The organism is Streptomyces sp. NPDC091280 (assembly GCF_044768565.1).
Taxonomy (GTDB): Bacteria; Actinomycetota; Actinomycetes; order Streptomycetales; family Streptomycetaceae; genus Streptomyces.
The window spans coordinates 458232-474154 of sequence record NZ_JBIVUZ010000007.1 but is presented as its reverse complement, the minus strand read 5'-3'; the positions used below and the strand labels follow the sequence as shown (position 1 = coordinate 474154).

Here is a 15923-nt window from a genome sequence, read left to right as displayed (position 1 = left end):
TCAGGACCGGACCGCCTCCTGCGGGCCGGCGGTCACGTCCTCACCGCGACTGATCCCGTCACTGTCGCCGATCTCGTCGACCAGCCCCCAGCGCAGTGCCTGTCCGGCGCTCAACTCCGCGCCGGACAGGGCGAGATAGGCGGCGCGCTCCCTGCCGATCCGGACCGGGACGCTCGCCGTGCCACCCGCGCCCGGGATCAGCCCCATCCCGATCTCCGGCAGCCGGATCACCGTGTCCGGCGCGGCGACCACCCGGCCCGCGAAGGCCGCGAGCTCTATCCCCGCGCCGACACACGCCCCGTGCAGATGCGCGGTCACGCGCGGAGCGCACCGGTGCAGCAGCGCGGCCGGGCTGCGGCCCACCCGCACCAGATGGGCCCGCGCCGGATCACGGGACGTACCGAACTCGGCGAGGTCGCCCCCGCTGCAGAACGCGGGACCGTTGCCGTACAGGTCGACGCGGGTGATCGACGGGTCGGCCACGGCCACGTGGAGCGCCTCGCACAGCGCGTCCCGGGTCGCCGCGTCGAACGCGTTGCGCACCCAGGGCCGGTCCAGCGTGACGGCCAGCCGCGAACCCTCGCGGGCGAGTCGGACGGGAGTCTCGGCCGGGCGGTGGGCGCGTCGGGGAGCGGCGGCCAGCCAGGACCGGAAGTCCGCTCCGCCCTGGAGGGTCGAATAGGCCAGGGATTCGAGCACCAGCCGGTCCGGGACCGCGAGCCCGCCGCCCATGCGCAGCACCTGCACCAGCGCGAGGGACGCGGCGGGCCGACTCGCGACGATCCGCCCCAGCTCGCGAGCCGTCGCACGCGGATCCGCGCACCCCACCCATGGCGCGGGAGGTTCGGGGGCGCCGGTGAGCAGGACGTCGTACCCGTCGATCGGGTCCTTGGGGGCGGTGGCCACGCCGATCACGACACGGTCGCGGGCCTCCGGTTCCCGGGCGGGGGCGCGGTCGAGGTCGACGATCACGAAGGGCGACTCCACGGTGATCTCCCTCCAGGTGTGGACCGGAGTGTAATTTGAGATCACCTGTGGAGAGAAGGGGGTTCGGATGAGCGAGAACCACACTCTCCGCGCCTGGACGGACACGGTCGAGCCGTACCTGGCCCCCCTCTCCGCCGCCGCCCGCTCGTTCACCGCGCTGACGGGCGTACCGGTGGATCTGCCCGACGCCCTGTTCCTCCGGGCCCGACTGGCCGGTCTGGAACGCCCGGGGAGGACGTCGGCCAACGGTTCCTGCCGGCTTCTGCGAGCCGCCGACGGGTGGACCGCGGTGAACCTGGCCCGCCCCGACGACCTCGCCGCCGTACCCGCGCTGCTGGCCCTCCTCGGCTCACCGGACGACCCCGAGGGGCTGCGTGCGGCCGTACGACGGGTCGCCGCCGCCGAGGCGGCCGAGGCGGCGCAGTCGCTGGGCATCGCCGCCTCGGTACCCGGATCGGTCGCCGCCGACGCACGGCCCGCGGTGCGCGCCGAGCGGTGGGGCGAGCGTCGGACGCGCGCACTGGCCGGTCTGCGGGTCGTCGACTTCTCCGCGCTCTGGGCGGGACCGCTGTGCGCGCGGCTGCTGGGGCTGGCGGGCGCGCGGGTGGTCAAGGTGGAGAGCGCGACACGACCGGACGGCGCGCGCCTCGGGTCGCCCGCCTTCTACCGCTGGCTGCACGACGGCCACGACAACGCGGTCGTGGACTTCGTCCCCGGCGCGCTGGACGCACTCGTCGCCGAGGCCGACGTCGTCATCGAGGCGTCACGCCCGCGCGCGCTGCGTCGACTCGGGCTCCGGGCCGAGGAGTTCCTCGCCGCGCGCCCCGGCCGCGTCTGGGTCGGCATCACCGGCTACGGACGCGAGAGCGACCGGATCGCCTTCGGGGACGACGCGGCCGTCGCCGGCGGACTGACCGGCCTCGACCCGGACGGCGACCCCGTCTTCCTCGGTGACGCGCTCGCCGACCCCGTCACCGGCGTCTTCGCCGCCCACGCCGTGGCCCGTTCCCTTGCCGGGGGCGGCGGGGAACTCCTCTGCGCCTCCATGGCGGCCTGCGCCGCGACCCTCGCCGCGACGCGCCGACCGGTCCGCCCGCCGTGCTGATCAGGAACGTCGAGGTGGCGGGCCACGGACCGGCGGTGGACGTACGGATCGAGGGCGGGCGGATCGCCGGGATCGGGACCGGGCTGACGGGGCGGGCCGAACTCGACGGCCGGGGCGGTGCGTTGCTGCCCGGTCTGCACGACCATCACATCCACCTCGCCGCACTGGCCGCCGAAGCCGCCTCCGTGCGGGTCGGGCCGGCGGACGTCCGGGGCCGCACGGCGTTCGCGGCGGCCCTGACGTGCGGGCGGCCGGGGGAGTGGGTGCGGGCCGTCGGCTATCACGAGGCCGTGGCGGGGGAGTTGGACCGGTGGACGCTGGACGCGCTCGTCGCCGACCGGCCGGTCCGGGTGCAGCATCGCACCGGCGCGCTGTGGGTGTGGAACAGCGCCGCGCTCCGGGCGGCAGGCCTGGAGGGCGACGGACGGTTCTGGCGCGAGGACGAGCGGCTGCGCGGCTTCGTGCCGCCCGTACGGCTGGACCTGGAGGGCGTGGGGCGCCGGGCGGCGGCACTGGGTGTCACGGGGTTCACCAACGCCGATCCGCACCCCGCCGCCGGGCTCACCCAGCTGCTGTCGGTGCTCCCGCAACGGCTGCTGGTGATGGGCGTCGACGAGCCCGTGAAGCTGATGCTCGACGATCCGACCCTCCCCACACCCGCCCAACTCGCCCGCACCATCGCGGAGATCAGACCCAGACCGGTCGCCGTGCACTGCGTGACCCGGGTGCAGCTGCTGGTGACCCTCCTCGCCCTGGACGAGGCGGGTCCCGTCGACGGCGACCGCGTCGAGCACGGGTCGGTGATCCCCGCCGAGACCATTCCCTGGCTGCGACGGCTCGGGGTGACGGTGGTGACCCAGCCGCACTTCCCGGTCGAGCGACGCGAGGCGTACGCCACCGACGTGGACGCCGACGACCGTCCCCACCTCTACCGCTGCCGCACCCTGATCGAGGCCGGCATCCCCGTCGCGGCCGGCACCGACGCGCCGTACGGGACCGCGGACCCCTGGGCGGTCATGCGGGCGGCGACCCGGCGCGACGACGGCGAACGGCTCCGACCCGAGGCGGCGCTACGGCTGTTCACGGGTGAACCCCGACACCCCGCCCGCACCCGCCGGTTGACGGTCGGCGCGGTCGCCGATCTGTGCCTGCTCCATGTGCCGCTGCGCGAGGCGCTGCGCACGCTCTCCGGTGAACTGGTGCGCGCCGCCTACGTGTCGGGCCGCCCCGTCACGCCCGAGTGACCTACACGCTGTACCCGCCGTCGACCCCCAGCGCCTGCCCGGTGATGAACCCGGCCCGGTCGGAGGCGAGGAACGCGACCGCCTCCGCGATGTCCGTCGCGTCGCCGAAGCGCCGCAGCGGAATATTGCGCCGGGTGACGGCGAGCGCGGCCTCGTCCAGTTCGCCGGAGCTGATCAGCCGGCCCGCGATACCGTCGTTGAGCATGCCGGGCGCCACACAGTTCACGCGGACGCCGTAGCGGCCCTCCTCGGCGGCGAGCGCCCGGGCGACTGCCTCTACGGCGCCCTTCGCGCCCGAGGACAGTCCGTCGCGTACCGGGAAACGGCGGGTGGCGACGGTCGTCACGGCGACGATGCTGCCCCGGCTCGCCCGCAGCGACGGCAGCGCGGGATGCGCCAGATTGAAGAACGCCACGGCGTCGCCTTCGAGTTGGGCGCGGTACTCGCCCGGCGTCACCCTGCTCAGGTGCCGCATCGGCACGTGCGGGCCCGAGGCGTACACCAGGGTGTGGATGCCCCCGGCCGCCTCGGACACGGCCTCGGCCGTGGCGGACTCGTCGGTCAGGTCCAGCCGCATGGACCGCACTCGACGGCCCAGCTTGGTCACCTCGGCGGCGACGGCGTCGGCCGCCTCCTGGTTGGCCCGGTAGGTGAGGACGATGTCGCTGCCCCGCTCGGCGAGGAGCCGGACGACCGCCGCCCCGATACCGCCCGAGCCGCCCGCCACGAACGCGACACCTGCTCTGCTGGAGAAGTCCGGCACCGTGACCGCCTCACAATCCGAGGGACTTGGCGATGATGACCTTCATGACCTCGCTGGTTCCGGCGTAGATGCGGGTGATGCGCGCGTCCGCGTAGAGCCGGGCGATGGGGTATTCCAGCATGTAGCCGTAGCCGCCGAACAGTTGCAGGCAGCGGTCGACCGCGCGGGCCTGCATCTCGGTGCAGAAGAGCTTGACCTTGGCGGCGTCCGGTCCGCTCAGCGCACCGGCGACGAGTTCGAGCACGGCCCGGTCCAGCATGGCCTGCGCGGCCTCGATGTCGGCGGCCACCGCGGCGAGTTCGAACTTGGTGTTCTGGAAGGACGCGACCGGTTTCCCGAACGCCTTGCGCTCCTTGACGTAGGAGATCGTGGCGTCCAGGGCCGCCCGCGCCTGCGCGACCGAACCCACCGCCACCGTCATCCGCTCCTGCGGCAGGTTGTGCCCGAGGTAGCCGAACGCGGCGCCCTCCTCGCCGAGCCGGTTGGCGACCGGGACCCGCACGTCGTCGAAGGCCAGCTCCACCGTGTCCTGCACCTTGATGCCCAGCTTGTGCAGCACCCGGCCCCGGGTGAAACCGGGCATGCCGTCCTCGACGACCAGCAGGGTGAGCCCCGCGCGGCGGTCGTCCGGGTCGGTCGACGTCCGGGCCACGACGATCACCAGGTCGGCGAGGAGTCCGCCGGTGATGAAGGTCTTCGCGCCGTTGAGGACGTAGGAGTCCCCGTCGCGCACGGCCGTCGTGCGGATCCCGGCGAGATCGGAGCCCGTGCCCGGCTCGGTCATCGCCACGGCCGTCAGCAGCTTCCCGGAGGCCAGGCCCGGGAACCAGCGGGCCCGCTGCTCGTCGTCGGCGTAGGTGAGGAAGTACGGCAGGACGACGTCGAGTTGGGTGCGGACCGTGCCCAGCGTCACCAGGGCGCGGGCCGCCTCCTCCTGGAGGACGACGTTGTAGCGGTAGTCGGCGAGGCCCGCTCCGCCGTACTCCTCGGGCACGGCCGTGCCCAACAGGCCGAGCGCGCCCAGCTGTTCGAAGAGGGTGCGGGGGAGCTTGCCGGTCTCCTCCCACTCGGCGTAGTGCGGGACCACCTCCTTGCCGATGAAGTCCCGGGCGAGCCGGCGGAAGGCCTCGTGGTCGTCGGTGAAGACGTCTCGGCGCACAACAACCCCTGTCAGGAAGCGAGTTCGACGACGGTGGCGTTGGCGGTGCCGCCGCCCTCGCACATGGTCTGAAGGCCGTAGCGGATGCCGTGGTCCCGCATGTGGTGCAGCATGCGGGTCATCAGGACGGCGCCCGACGCGCCGAGCGGATGCCCGAGCGCGATGGCGCCCCCGAGCGGATTGAGGAGGGCGGGGTCCGCTCCGGTCTCGGCCAGCCAGGCGAGCGGGATCGGCGCGAAGGCCTCGTTGACCTCGAAGACACCCACGTCGGAGAGCGCCACTCCGGCCCTGCGCAGCACCTTCTCGGTCGCCGGGATCGGCCCGGTCAGCATCAGGACCGGATCCGAACCGGTGACCACGCCCGCCCGGTAGCGGGCGATCGGCGTCAGCCCCAGCTCACGGGCCTTCTCCGGCGTCGTCACCAGCAGGGCCGCCGCGCCGTCGGAGATCTGCGAGGAGTTGCCCGCGTGGATCACCCCGTCCTCCTGGAAGGACGGCTTCAGCTTCGCGAGAGTGGCACCGCTGGTGCCTCGGCGTACACCCTCGTCCGCGCCCACCGCCCCCGCGCCGGTGGCCACCGGCACGATCTGCGCGTCGAACGCCCCGCCGTCCTGCGCCGCAGCCGCCCGCTCGTGGGACAGCGCGGCGAACTCGTCGAGGACACTCCGGCCCAGTCCCCATTTCCGGGCGATCAGCTCGGCCGAGACACCTTGGTTGAAGGAGAAGTCCGCGTAACGGGCGAGGACTTGGGGACCGTACGGCGTCCCGCCGGCCCGGGAGGCGCCGAGCGGCACCCGGCTCATCACCTCGACGCCGCCCGCCACCACGACGTCCTGCTGACCGGACATGACCGCCTGGGCGGCGAAGTCCAACGCCTGCTGGCTCGATCCGCAGGCCCGGTTCACCGTGGTCCCCGGGACGGTCTCCGGCCAGCCGGCGGCCAGCACCGCGTAGCGGGCGATGTTGCTCGACTGGTCGCCCAGCTGACCCACGCAGCCCCACACCACGTCGTCGACGACCTCGGGATCGATGCCCGTGCGGTCGACGAGGGCCCTGAGGACGAGCGCGGAGAGGTCGGCCGCGTGCACACCGGCCAGTCCGCCGTTCCGTTTGCCGACGGCGGTGCGGACCGCCTCCACCACCACTGCCTCACGCATCACGTGTCCTGTCCTCCGTCGCTCTGGGCGCCGGGGTCCGGGGAACCGCCCAGCGGCCGGTGTAGTGCGGCGCGCGCCGCTCCGTGAACGCGGCGTACGCCTCCGGGACGTCCGCCGTCGCGAAGTTCATGGCCTGCGCCCGCGCCTCACCGGCGAGGGCCTCGCGCAGTGTGCGGTCGGCGCCCTCGTTCAGGAGCGCCTTGTTCTGCGCGAGCGCGACCGGGGCCCCGGCGACCAGCCGGGCGGCCAGGTCGTCCACGAAGGCGTCGATCTTGTCGGCGTCCACCACCCAGGTCACCAGGTTCAGGGCGCGGGCCTCCTCGGCGTCGATGGTCTCCGCGAGCAGCGCCAGCCGTTTCGCCTGCTGGAGGCCCACCAGCTTCGGCAGCAGCCAGGAGCCGCCGCAGTCCAGGGACAGGGCACGGCGGGCGAAGATCTGCGAGAACGTGCTGTCCGGCGTCGCCACGACGAAGTCGCAGCCCAGGGCGAGGTTCCAGCCCGCGCCGACCGCCACGCCGCCCACCTTGGCGATCGTGGGGATCGGCAGCTCGTGCAGCAGCAGCGTGACGTCGGTCAGGGTCCGCATCCGGTACAGCGGATGCTCGTCGCTGACGCCCTTGCGGATGTCGGCCCCGGAGCAGAACGCGCCGCCCGCACCGGCCAGGACCAGCGCGCGTACCGTACGGTCGCCGCCCGCCGAAGCGAGCGCCGCCCGCAGGGCCTCCCACAGCTCGGCGTCGATGGCGTTCTTGCGCTCCGGCCGGTTCAGCGTCAGCGTCCGTACGCCGTCGGCGTCGCTCGTCAGCAGCACCGGCGGCCCGCTCATCGCACCGCTCCCGCCGCCCGCAGAGCGGCGATCTCCCCGCCGGTGAGGCCGAGTTCGGCGAGTACGGCGTCGGTGTGCTCGCCGAGCGCGGGAATCGCGCCCATCGGCGGGTCGTACCCGTCGATGACCGGGGGCGGCAGCAGCGCCGGTACCGGACCGGACGGTGTGTCGATCTCCCGCCACCGGTTCCGGGCCTGGAGATGCGGGTGGGCGATGACGTCGCGGGGTGTGTTGTAGCGGGAGTTGCCGATCCCGGCCGCGTCCGCGCGGGACTGCACCTCGGCGAGGTCGTGCCGGGCGCACCAGGCGCTGATCTCCGGCTCCAGCAGGGCGCGGTGCTCCACCCGGCCGGCGTTGCTCCGGAAGCGGGCGTCGTCCGCGAGATCGGGCCGGTCGAGCAACTCCCGTGCCAGGCGCTGCCATTCACGGTCGTTCGTGGTCCCCAGGATCACCGTGTGGCCGTCGGCGGTGCGATGGGCGCCGTACGGCGCGACGGCCGGCGAACTCAGGCCGAGCGGCTGCTGCTCGATCCCGGAGTGGCGGGTGTAGGTGAGCGGATAGCCCATCAGCTCCGTCATCGTGTCGAACAGGCTCACCGCGACCGACGAGGCCGCCGGACCCACCCCGCGTTCCCTGCCGCACAGCAGCGCGACGACCGACAGCGCGGCGTAGAGGCCGCTGCACACGTCGGCCATCGGCGGGCCGGGCTTGGCCGGTGCGCCCGGGTTCCCGGTGACCGCGCACGCTCCCGACTCGGCCTGCACCAGCAGGTCGTAGGCCCGTTTGTGGGAGAGGGGGCCGCCGGGGCCGTAGCCGTCGATCTCCACGGCGACGAGTTCGGGGTGACGGGTCGTCAAGTCGGCGGGGGAGATGCCGAGTTTGGCCGTGGTGCCGGGCGTGAGGTTGGAGACGAGGACGTCGGCGCGCGCCAGCAGGCGGTGCAGGACGTCCATCCCGCCGGGTGTCTTCAGGTCCAGGGCCACCGACTCCTTGCCCCGGTTGACCCAGACGAAGTGCGCCCCCAGCCCCTTGACGACGTCGTCGTAGTGGCGGGCGAAGTCGCCGCCCTGGGGGTTCTCCACCTTGATGACGCGGGCGCCGAAGTCGCCCAGCGTACGGGTGCACATCGGGGCGGAGATCGCCTGTTCCAGCGCGACCACGGTGATTCCGGCCAGCGGCCCGGTTGTCGTCGTCATCTCAGCCCACGGCCGTGAAGCCGGCGCGGAGTTCGTCCTTCAGCACCTTCTGGCTCGCGTTGCGCGGGAGTTGACCGATGAAGCGGACGTGCCGGGGCACCTTGAAGTTGGCCATGTGCTCCCGCGCCCAGGCGATGACGTCGGCCTCGGTCGGGGCGCGGTCCGGCGGCGCGACCACGAAGGCGCAGCCGACCTCGCCGAGGCGTTCGTCGGGAACGCCGATCACGGCGACCTGCTGGACGCTCGCGCAGCCGAGCAGCAGCTTCTCTATCTCCGCCGGATAGGCGTTGAAGCCGCCCACGATGTACATCTCCTTCTTGCGGTCGACGACGGCGAGGTTGCCGTCGTCGTCGAGCCGTCCGATGTCCCCGGTGTGCAGCCAGCCCTCGGCGTCGATCGTCGATGCGGTCGCTTCGGGGTCGTCCCAGTAGCCGCGGGTGACGTTGTAGCCGCGCACGAGGATCTCGCCGTCGAGCCCGATCGGGACGTCGAGCCCGTCGTCGGCGACGATGCGGACCTCGACGTCCGGGATGGCGTGTCCCGTGGTGCGGGCGACCGTCTCCTCCGCGTCACCGACCCTCGTCGTGGTCACCAGCGCCGTGGACTCGGTGAGGCCGTAGGCGCTCATCACGATGTCGAACGACAACTCCGACTTCATGGCGCGGATCAGCGACTCCGGGATCGTCGTCCCGCCCGTCATGGAGACCCGCAGCGAGGTCAGGTCGTGTGCGGCGCGGTCCGGGTGGTTGACCAGGTCGTGGAAGATCGTCGGCGGCCCGAGGAGGATGCTCACCCGCTCGCGGGCGATGAGGTCCAGGGCCCGGCCCGCGTCGAAGACGGCCATGGGAATGACGGTCACCCCGTGCATCAGGGAGGCCAGCCACCCCGCCTTGTAGCCGAAGCAGTGGAAGAACGGCGGGATCACCAGGAAGGTGTCGGTGGCCCGGAACGTGTACTCCTCGGCCATCCACCCATAGGCGCGCAGCGACTGGCCGTGCGTGAGCATCACCCCCTTGGGGTGGCCCGTCGTGCCGGACGTGAACATCACGTCGGACACGTCGTCCGGCGTCAGGCGGCCGATCGACTCGTGGGCGGCCGACGCGGGGACGCCCTCTCCCGCGCGGAGGAAGTCGTCCCAGGCCAGTTCGGCGGCTCCTCGCGGGCCGAGCACGGACACCGTCCTGCGCAGGGCCGGCAGATCCGGATCGGCCTTGCGGAGTTCGCCGATGTAGTCGTTGCCGAGGAAGGGCGAGGCGAACACGGCGGACGCCCCCGACTTCCGCAGGATGTACGAGATCTCCCGCGCCTTGAACCGGGTGTTGAGCGGCACCAGCACGCCCCCGGCGCCGTGGATGCCCAGCGCGGCGAAGATCCACTCCGCCGAGTTGGGGGCGCACAACCCGACCCGGTCCCCGGGCTCGATGCCGAGCGCGACGGTCGCGCGGACCGCGTCGACCATCCGCTCCGCCAGCTCCCGGAACGTCCACCTGCGGTCCCCGTCGATGAGTGCCGTGGCGTCCCCGAACCGTTCGGCCGCGAGCCTGATGACGTGCGGGATGCTCAGGAATTCCTCGTCGTAGCGCATCAGTTGGCTCCAGGGCTAGCCGTTCGAAGGGAGATGCAGGATCCGCTTGGCGATGATGTTCCGCTGGATCTGCGACGTGCCGCCGTAGACGGAGGCGGCTCGGGAGTAGAGGTAGTCGCCGAACAACTCGCCGCCCTCCGAAGCCAGTTCGGCCGGGAACACCTCAAGGGCCGTGTCGTAGAGCCGTTGTTCGGTCCTCGTCATCAGCAGCTTGTCGACGGACGACTCCGGGCCGGCGACCTTCCCGGCGAGCCGTTCGGCGGTACGGCGGCGGGCGTGCGCCACCAGGACCTCGTAGTCCACGACACACCGCCCGATCCGCGACAACAGCCCGTCGGGCAGCGACCCCCGGTGCTCCGAGGCATGGCGCCGCAACCGCTCCACGAGCAGCCCGTACTTCGAGATGTGCCCGGTGTCGAGAGCGTTGCGCTCGTACGACACCGTCGTCATCGCCAGCGCCCAGCCGACGCCCTCGGCGCCGACCCGCTCGGCCTCCTCGATACGGACGTCGTCGAGGAACAGCTCGCAGAACTCGTCGTCGCCGTTGGCCGCGCGCAGCGGCCGTACCGTCACCCCTGGGCGGTCCAGGGGCAGGACGAACGCCGAGATCGACCGGTGGGACGGTGCCGCGCGGTCGGTGCGGGCCAGCAGCAGACACAGGCCGGAGTACTGGGCGTAGCTGGTCCACAGCTTCTGGCCGCGCACCGTGTAGTGGCCGTCGTGCCGCGCGGCGAAGGTGGTCATGCCCGCCAGGTCGGAGCCGGCGCCCGGTTCGCTGAAGCCCTGGCACCACACGTCGTCACCGGCCAACATCCTCGGCAGGAAACGCAGTCGCTGCTCCTCCGAGCCGAACTCCAGGAGGGCGTGCGCGAGATAGCCGATCCGGGGGACGCCCGGGGCCCGGCAGGCACCGAGTTCGTCGCTGATCGCGACCTGGTGCAGCGCGGTCAGGCCTCGGCCGCCATACCGCTCGGGGACGTCGAGGCCGACCCAGCCGCCCGAGTGCAGCAGTTGGTGCCAGCGGTGCAGGAACACCGGTACCGGTTCGCCCGACTGCCGTTCGGGGAGCGGGTGTTCGGCCAGCCAGGCACGGAACTCCCGGCGCAGCCGGTCCAGGTCGGCCGGGTCGCCGAAGTCCAGCGGGGTGTCGGTCATCGCGGCACCTCCGGTGCGGCCAGCGCGGGCAGCAGGTCGTCCGTCGTGGCGAGCAGCGTCGCGCCCAGGCGGACCTTGCGCAGATACAGGTGCGCGATGTGCTCCCAGGTCTGGGCGATGCCGCCGAAGACCTGCATCCCGGCGTACACCGCCTCCAGCGCCGAGGAGTTGACCTCCGCCTTGGCGACGCGCGCCGCCCGCAGGGCCCGTTCCGGCGGTTCGTTGTCGAGGCTCCAGGCCGCGTAGTGCGTGACACTGGTGCCCGCCTCCACCAGGACCGTCGCGTCCGCGAGGAGATGCTGCACGGCCTGGAAGGAGCCGATGGTCCGCCCGTACTGGCGGCGGACGCGGGCGTACTGGACCGCCTGCTCCAGCAACGAGCCCGCCGCGCCCACGAGTTCGGCGGTCACGAGGACGAGTGCGTAGGCCTCCCAGCGGAGCCGGTCCGGTGCGGTCAGCCGGCCGAGGACCTGGACCGGGGCATCGGAGGGCACCGCGCGCACCGAGCGGACCAGGTCCGTGCTCGGTGCCGCCGGACCCAACCCGACGCGGGAGACGGTCCCGTCGGCGGTGACGCACAGCGCGCTGTCGGCTCCCTCGCTGTCCCACGCCACGAGGTCCGCGAACTCCGTATCTGGGAAGCGGAGTTCGCGGGTGAGCGCGACGGTGGGCGTTCCTGGCGAGGTGTCGTCGCCGAGCAGCCGGAGCAGCTCCGGAGCGAGCAGGACCGTACCGAGCAGGGACGTCGTGAGCGGGTGGCGGCCGTGGTCCTGCGCGAGCAGCGCGCACTCCTGGGTGGTCGCCGCCGGGGGAGTGGAGCGTCGCAGCTCGCTCAGACCCATGTCGTCCAGGGCCTGTTGGGCGGCCGTGCGGGTCGCCGGCTTCACCTCGTCGGCCGAGGTCACGCCGTACCGGGGTGCCAGCGAGCGCACCGTCTCGCGGACGAGGGCGAACTCCTCGCGGTCCACGCTCAGCGCTCCTCAGGGGGGTTCGCGCGCCGCTCGGCGCGGGCCGCCAGCTCGGTGATGATGCGGATGTGGTCCGGGTTGGTCATCGTGGCCCGCTCGGCCATCAGGGCCGCCTCCATGCCCCCGCGCGAGACCTGCTCGACGACCGCCGCGAGGGCCAGCTTGGTGGCGCGCAGGGCCTCGGCGGGCTGGGCGGCGAGCCGGTGGGCCAGGGCGAGCGCCTCGCGCATCAGCTCGTCGGGCGGGACCGTGCGGTTGGCGAGGCCGAACTCGACCGCCTTGGCCGCGGGGATGCGGTCGCCGGTGAAGAGGTACTCCTTGACCCGCAGCAGGCTGGTGAGCAGCGGCCACAGGGTGACCCCGCCGTCGCCCGCCACCAGGCCGACCGACACGTGCGGGTCCGCGAAGTAGGCGTCCTCGGCGATCAGTACGAGGTCGCAGGCCAGGGCGAGGCTGCATCCCAGGCCCACCGCCGGGCCGTTGACGGCGGCGATCACCGGCAGCGGGAAGCGGATCATCTCGGTCTGGATGGTGCGGTCGATCCGGATGGACCGCTCCCGCAGCTCCGGGTCGGTGTGGTGGCGCAGGAGATGGTCGAAGTCGCCGCCGGCGCTGAACGCCCGTCCCGCGCCCGTGAGGACGACGGCCCTGGCCTTGGGGTCGTCCGCGAGTTCGCGCCACACCTCCGACAGGCGCCGGTGCAGCTCCTCGGACACGCCGTTCAGCCGGTCGGGGCGGTTCAGGGTGACGATGCGGACGTCTCCGTCGGCGGCCACGGTCAGCGCGGAACTCACCTTGCTCATACCGTGATGGTATTAAAGGTCAGACCGAAACTGTCAATGGTGTTGCACGAAGAAGAGAATCACATTCTCATCATGGATGGGTTCGCTTCTCGGATTCAGTTCCCGGGATCGGTCAGCTCCACGCCGTCCCGGCGGTCCACCTCGGCCGCCGCCCGGGCGAAGCCGCACACGTGGCGGGTCATCCGTCGCAGCGCCGCCTCGCTGTCGCGGTCCCGGATCGCCTCGGTGATCCGGGCGTGCGCACGGGCCGTGAGCTCGCGGATGTCCGCGTCCATGAACTGCTCGATGTCGGTGGCCGCGTGGATCGACTGCGAGAGGGCGCTCATGAAACCGATGAGAAGCTCGTTCTCGCCCGCCCGTGCCACGGCGTTGTGCCAGTGGACGTTCGCGCGCAGGAACCGCTGGATGTCGTCCCCGGCCGCGACCAACTCCTCGTGCGCGCCGTCCAGTTCGGCGAGGTCGGCGTCGGTGCGGCGCCTGGCGGCCAGCGCGGCGCACGCCGGCTCGATCGCCTCGCGCGTCTCGTGCAGGTCCTCCAGCCGGATCCGCTGTCCCCGGATCACCAGCCGCACGGTGCTGGCGAGCGATTCACGGCCGGGCCGGTGCACGAAGGCGCCGCCCCCGCGCCCCGGCCTGATCTCCAGGAGCCGTTCGACCTCCAGGACGCGCAGCGCCTCGCGGACCGTCGCGCGGCTCAGTCCCGTCTGCTCGACCAGTTGGCGTTCCGGCGGCAGCGCCATGCCCTCGGTGAACTCCCCGGAGAGGATCCGCTCGCGCACCTCGGCCGCCAGCACGTCCGACGCCTTGGGGACGGTGAGCGGATCGAAGCGCGGCCGGGGCGCACCGGCCGCGGCGCGCCCCCGGGCGGTGCGGGAAGGGTGTTCGGCGCTCTGCACAGGTTCGGGCCTCTCGTCGCGGGCCGCGCTCTTCGGCCACTTTGGCTGAACCATTCAACACAGCACGCCCGCCCCCTGTCATCTCACCGAGCCGCCGCTCACATCACCATGCCGCCGTCCACCGGCAGCACCTGACCGGTGATGAAGGAGGCCGCGTCCGAGGCCAGGAACACGAAACTCCCCGCGATCTCGGCGGGCTCCGCCCACCGGCCCAGGGGGATCCGGGCGAGCATCTGGGCCGCGAACCTCTCGTCGGTCCGGATGGTCCGCGTCATGGGCGTGGCCGCCAGCGGGGCGAGCGCGTTCACGAGGACGTGCCGGCGCGCCAGTTCACGTGCCAGGGACTTCGTCAGACCGATGATTCCGGCCTTCGCCGCCGAGTAGTTGACCTGCCCCAGCGTGCCGACCAGGCCCGCCGAGGAGGTGACGTTGATGATCCGCCCCTTGCCGTCCTCGGGCAGGAACGGCAGCGCGGCCTGCGCGCAGTGGAAGCTCCCCATCACATGGATGTCGAGGACCCGCCGGAACGCCTCCTCCTCCAGCTTGTCGAACATGGCCGGGGCGATCACCCCGGCGTTGTTGACCAGGATGTGCAGTGTCCCGTCGGCGAGCGCCGCCGCGCGCGCCACCGCCGTGTCGGCCGCGGCCCGGTCCCGTACGTCGAGGGCGGCGCTGTCGGCCGTCAGGCCCGCGGCGGTGAGCTTTTCGGCGACGGCCGCCGCGGCCGACCCGTCCACGTCGGTGACCAGCACCGCGGCACCCGCGCGGGCCAGCGCCTCGGCGACCGCGGAACCGATGCCGCCCCCGGCGCCGGTGACCAGCGCCGAGCGGCCGGTGAGGTCGAACAGCCCTGTGCTGTCGGTCATTCAGTAGCTCCTCGGGAGTCCCAGCGTGTGCGATCCCAGGTAGTTCAGGATCATTTCCTGACTGATCGGCGCGATGCGCATGAGGCGGGCCTCGCGGAAGTAGCGGGACACGCCGTACTCCTCGGAGTAGCCCATGCCCCCGTGGGTCTGGAGCGCCCGGTCGGCGGCCGTGAACCCGGCGTCCGCGCACAGGTACTTGGCGGTGTTCGCCTCCCGCCCGCAGGGCTTCCCGTTGTCGTAGAGCCAGGTCGCCTTGCGCAGGACGAGTTCGGCGGCGTCGAGGCGGGTCAGGGAGTCCGCCAGCGGGAACTGGATGCCCTGGTTCATGCCGATGGGGCGGCCGAAGACGACCCGCTCCTTCGCGTACCGGACGGCCTTGTCGAGCGCGGCCCGGCCGATGCCGAGGGCCTCGGCCGCGATCAGCATGCGCTCCGGGTTGAGGCCGTCCAGGAGGTAGCGGAAGCCCTGGCCCTCCTCGCCGACGCGGTCCTCGACGGGGATGCGCAGGTCGTCGATGAAGAGTTCGTTCGAGGTGACGGCGTTGCGGCCCATCTTCGGGATGGGCCGGACGTCGATCCGGTCGCGGTCGATGTCCGTCAGGAACAGGGTCATCCCGTCGGTCTTCTTCGCGACCTCGTCGGCCCTGCTGGTGCGGGTCAGAAGGAGGATCTTCTCCGACTCCATCGCCTTGGAGATCCACACCTTGCGGCCGCTCGCGACGTAGTGGTCGCCCTCGCGTCGCGCGTACGTCGTGATGCTCGCCGTGTCGAGCCCGGCGCCGGGCTCGGTGACGCCGAAGCAGACGTGCAGGTCACCGTCGGCGATGCGCGGGAGTGTCCGCCGCTTCAGTTCCTCGGAGCCGTGCACCACCACGGGATGCATGCCGAAGATGGACAGATGGATGGCGCTGGCGGCGTTCATGCCGCCGCCCGACCGTGCCACCTCTTCGAGGAGCAGGCTCGCCTCGGTGATGCCGAGGCCGTGGCCGCCGTACTCCTCCGGGATCGTGATGCCGAGCCAGCCGCCGCCCGCGACGGTCTCGTAGAACTCCGTCGGGAACTGGTGCGCCTGGTCCTTCTCCATCCAGTACTGGTCGTCGAAGTCGCGCAGCAGTCCGGCCACGGACTTGCGGATCGTTTCCTGGTCCTCGGTCAGTTCGAAGTCCATGCACGGAACCCTTCTCCGTTTAGGATGCGAAACATATCAAAGGTCA

General features: G+C 72.4%; 15 protein-coding genes. 2 read left to right on the top strand and 13 right to left on the bottom strand.

Annotated features, from left to right (window positions below; genetic code table 11):
• On the bottom strand, positions 1 to 987 hold the full coding sequence (locus ACIQPR_RS23290) for an enoyl-CoA hydratase/isomerase family protein (RefSeq protein ID WP_403651287.1): 987 nt from the start codon (positions 985 to 987) through the stop codon (positions 1 to 3).
• Between the two features lie 67 nt (positions 988 to 1054).
• Between ACIQPR_RS23290 and ACIQPR_RS23285 the strand changes: the two genes are divergently transcribed.
• Positions 1055 to 2092 carry a CoA transferase gene (locus ACIQPR_RS23285; protein WP_403651285.1) on the top strand — a complete coding sequence of 346 codons (1038 nt, stop codon included), beginning with the start codon at positions 1055 to 1057 and terminating at the stop codon, positions 2090 to 2092.
• Positions 2086 to 3336, top strand: coding sequence for an amidohydrolase family protein (locus ACIQPR_RS23280; protein WP_403651283.1), 1251 nt, complete (start codon positions 2086 to 2088; stop codon positions 3334 to 3336). Before ACIQPR_RS23285 ends, ACIQPR_RS23280 begins: the two co-directional genes overlap by 7 nt.
• A 1-nt stretch (position 3337) precedes the next feature.
• Here ACIQPR_RS23280 and ACIQPR_RS23275 read toward each other — a convergent pair whose 3' ends face one another.
• From ACIQPR_RS23275 to ACIQPR_RS23220, 12 genes are all read right to left on the bottom strand, one after another.
• Positions 3338 to 4063 (bottom strand): SDR family NAD(P)-dependent oxidoreductase, encoded by a 726-nt coding sequence (locus tag ACIQPR_RS23275; RefSeq protein ID WP_403651496.1) that lies wholly within the window; start codon positions 4061 to 4063, stop codon positions 3338 to 3340.
• Positions 4064 to 4109: 46 nt separating this feature from the next.
• Positions 4110 to 5258: an acyl-CoA dehydrogenase family protein gene (locus tag ACIQPR_RS23270; protein WP_403651281.1), complete on the bottom strand. Its 1149-nt coding sequence runs from the start codon at positions 5256 to 5258 to the stop codon at positions 4110 to 4112.
• An 11-nt stretch (positions 5259 to 5269) separates the two neighbouring features.
• Positions 5270 to 6415 carry a thiolase family protein gene (locus ACIQPR_RS23265; RefSeq protein ID WP_403651279.1) on the bottom strand — a complete coding sequence of 382 codons (1146 nt, stop codon included), beginning with the start codon at positions 6413 to 6415 and terminating at the stop codon, positions 5270 to 5272.
• Entirely contained in the window at positions 6408 to 7241 is an 834-nt protein-coding gene (locus ACIQPR_RS23260; protein ID WP_403651277.1) for an enoyl-CoA hydratase/isomerase family protein, read from the bottom strand. The genes ACIQPR_RS23265 and ACIQPR_RS23260 overlap by 8 nt, the downstream gene beginning before the upstream one ends.
• Positions 7238 to 8437 (bottom strand): CaiB/BaiF CoA transferase family protein, encoded by a 1200-nt coding sequence (locus ACIQPR_RS23255; protein WP_403651275.1) that lies wholly within the window; start codon positions 8435 to 8437, stop codon positions 7238 to 7240. The genes ACIQPR_RS23260 and ACIQPR_RS23255 overlap by 4 nt, the downstream gene beginning before the upstream one ends.
• 1 nt (position 8438) lies before the next feature.
• On the bottom strand, positions 8439 to 10022 hold the full coding sequence (locus ACIQPR_RS23250) for a FadD3 family acyl-CoA ligase (RefSeq protein WP_403651273.1): 1584 nt from the start codon (positions 10020 to 10022) through the stop codon (positions 8439 to 8441).
• A gap of 15 nt (positions 10023 to 10037) precedes the next feature.
• On the bottom strand, positions 10038 to 11177 hold the full coding sequence (locus ACIQPR_RS23245; protein WP_403651271.1) for an acyl-CoA dehydrogenase family protein: 1140 nt from the start codon (positions 11175 to 11177) through the stop codon (positions 10038 to 10040).
• The gene (locus ACIQPR_RS23240) at positions 11174 to 12145 is read right to left on the bottom strand and encodes an acyl-CoA dehydrogenase family protein (protein ID WP_403651269.1); all 972 of its coding nucleotides are present in this window, start codon (positions 12143 to 12145) and stop codon (positions 11174 to 11176) included. Before ACIQPR_RS23240 ends, ACIQPR_RS23245 begins: the two co-directional genes overlap by 4 nt.
• Positions 12146 to 12147: 2 nt before the next feature.
• Positions 12148 to 12948: an enoyl-CoA hydratase/isomerase family protein gene (locus ACIQPR_RS23235; protein WP_403651267.1), complete on the bottom strand. Its 801-nt coding sequence runs from the start codon at positions 12946 to 12948 to the stop codon at positions 12148 to 12150.
• A gap of 95 nt (positions 12949 to 13043) precedes the next feature.
• A complete protein-coding gene (locus ACIQPR_RS23230; RefSeq protein ID WP_403651265.1) occupies positions 13044 to 13898 on the bottom strand; it encodes a FadR/GntR family transcriptional regulator in 855 nt (284 codons plus the stop codon).
• Positions 13899 to 13942: 44 nt separating this feature from the next.
• Positions 13943 to 14710, bottom strand: coding sequence for an SDR family NAD(P)-dependent oxidoreductase (locus ACIQPR_RS23225; RefSeq protein ID WP_403651263.1), 768 nt, complete (start codon positions 14708 to 14710; stop codon positions 13943 to 13945).
• A complete protein-coding gene (locus ACIQPR_RS23220; RefSeq protein WP_403651261.1) occupies positions 14711 to 15877 on the bottom strand; it encodes an acyl-CoA dehydrogenase family protein in 1167 nt (388 codons plus the stop codon).
• Positions 15878 to 15923: the final 46 nt, after the last annotated feature.

Coding starts and splice junctions, on each gene's coding strand:
- ACIQPR_RS23220 (WP_403651261.1), bottom strand. CDS start 15,877: ATGGACTTCGAACTGACCGAGGACCAGGAAACGATCCGCAAGTCCGTG.
- ACIQPR_RS23255 (WP_403651275.1), bottom strand. CDS start 8,437: ATGACGACGACAACCGGGCCGCTGGCCGGAATCACCGTGGTCGCGCTG.
- ACIQPR_RS23230 (WP_403651265.1), bottom strand. CDS start 13,898: ATGGTTCAGCCAAAGTGGCCGAAGAGCGCGGCCCGCGACGAGAGGCCC.
- ACIQPR_RS23285 (WP_403651285.1), top strand. CDS start 1,055: ATGAGCGAGAACCACACTCTCCGCGCCTGGACGGACACGGTCGAGCCG.
- ACIQPR_RS23245 (WP_403651271.1), bottom strand. CDS start 11,177: ATGACCGACACCCCGCTGGACTTCGGCGACCCGGCCGACCTGGACCGG.
- ACIQPR_RS23235 (WP_403651267.1), bottom strand. CDS start 12,948: ATGAGCAAGGTGAGTTCCGCGCTGACCGTGGCCGCCGACGGAGACGTC.
- ACIQPR_RS23250 (WP_403651273.1), bottom strand. CDS start 10,022: ATGCGCTACGACGAGGAATTCCTGAGCATCCCGCACGTCATCAGGCTC.
- ACIQPR_RS23260 (WP_403651277.1), bottom strand. CDS start 7,241: ATGAGCGGGCCGCCGGTGCTGCTGACGAGCGACGCCGACGGCGTACGG.
- ACIQPR_RS23225 (WP_403651263.1), bottom strand. CDS start 14,710: ATGACCGACAGCACAGGGCTGTTCGACCTCACCGGCCGCTCGGCGCTG.
- ACIQPR_RS23265 (WP_403651279.1), bottom strand. CDS start 6,415: ATGCGTGAGGCAGTGGTGGTGGAGGCGGTCCGCACCGCCGTCGGCAAA.